The 1,194-nt window shown below is 60.9% G+C and carries 2 protein-coding genes; both read right to left on the bottom strand.

The window, feature by feature from the left end; genetic code table 11:
- Positions 1–81: 81 nt before the first annotated feature.
- Positions 82–654 (bottom strand): exonuclease, encoded by a 573-nt coding sequence (locus tag O7A61_RS32240; protein ID WP_337133181.1) that lies wholly within the window; start codon positions 652–654, stop codon positions 82–84.
- Positions 655–777: 123 nt separating this feature from the next.
- On the bottom strand, positions 778–1,194 hold a 417-nt coding region (locus O7A61_RS32245; RefSeq protein ID WP_337133182.1), incomplete at its 5' end, for a hypothetical protein.

The raw sequence follows: 1,194 nt of genomic DNA on the forward strand, positions 1-1,194 counted from the left end.
CCACACGTTCACGCAAATCGAGCGAATAGGGCTTGGGCATGGCAAATCACCTCCATACGGAAGTGAATCACAAACCCGACATCATCGGAATCCCTCGCGATTCAACCTGAGCATCCGACGCTCTAGCGCGTCGTGCCCCTGCAATGGCGGGTGTTCGACGCCGTAGTAATCCGCAAGCTTGTTGCTCGGCGTCCTTGCCAAATCCTCGATCGGCATGCCGGCCGCGATCAGCAGCTTGACGGCGTTATCGAACCGGGTGGCCGGGATGGGCGGTTTGATGCCCGCGACATAGCAACTGATGGCGATCATGTTCAGTTCGTCCTTGCCCCAGGACCAGAACCGAGCCCCATCTGAGAAACAATCGACGCCTGCAAGAGCATCTTCCAGCGAAACGCCCTCGGCCTCGATGATTTCTTCTGTGATGCCGGTCAGTCGGGTGAAGAACGGATCGAGCCCGTATCTCTCGCCAAATCGGTCGACCGGCCTGATATAGGCCTTGTGCGTGCCCAGCACGGGGAAGTCGCCTTCGAGGCCGAGCCTTGCCGCGCCGATCTGGGCGATGACCGGATCGGGGTCATGGGCCGCGCACCAGAATCTGCGTTGCGAGCCCTCAAGGCAGAGAAACTCGCAGTCGAAGATGATTGCCGTTTTCACAACTCAGGATCCGGTTCCGGAAAACGAGATAAAACCCGGATGCGTCTTCCGGATAGCGACGTCAGTCCCTTCAAGAAAAAAGGCGGGAGTCGCCCGCCATTTTCGTTTTGGCTTGTCGACCGCCTAGTGCAGGCGGCCGCTGGCATGGGCCAGCATGGTGTAGACCTTGCCGGTGTCGGACGTGAGATAGGTCTGCGCCATGATGTTGTCGCGGTCATTGCGCGAGACATCCTTGAGCAGCTTCTCGAAATCGTCGCAATAGCGGTCGACGGCGGCGCGGAATTCGGCCTCCGCCTGGTATTTGCGGCGGATTTCGTCGAACGTCTGCTGGCCTTTCAGCGTGTAAAGCCTGCGCGTGAACACGTCACGCTCGCCACGCCGATAGCGGTTCCACAGTTCGATCGAGGCATCGTGGTCGATGGCCCGGGCGATATCGACGGACAGCGAGTTCAGCGATTCCACGACATGCAGCGGCGAACGCTGGGCAGGGGCCGGGCGCGGTGCTTCCGCGGGCGCCTGGGGGGCCGCCGGCCTGAGCTC

The sequence above is a fragment of the Mesorhizobium sp. Cs1321R2N1 genome, assembly GCF_037179725.1.
GTDB classification, from domain to species: Bacteria; Pseudomonadota; Alphaproteobacteria; order Rhizobiales; family Rhizobiaceae; genus Mesorhizobium; species Mesorhizobium salmacidum.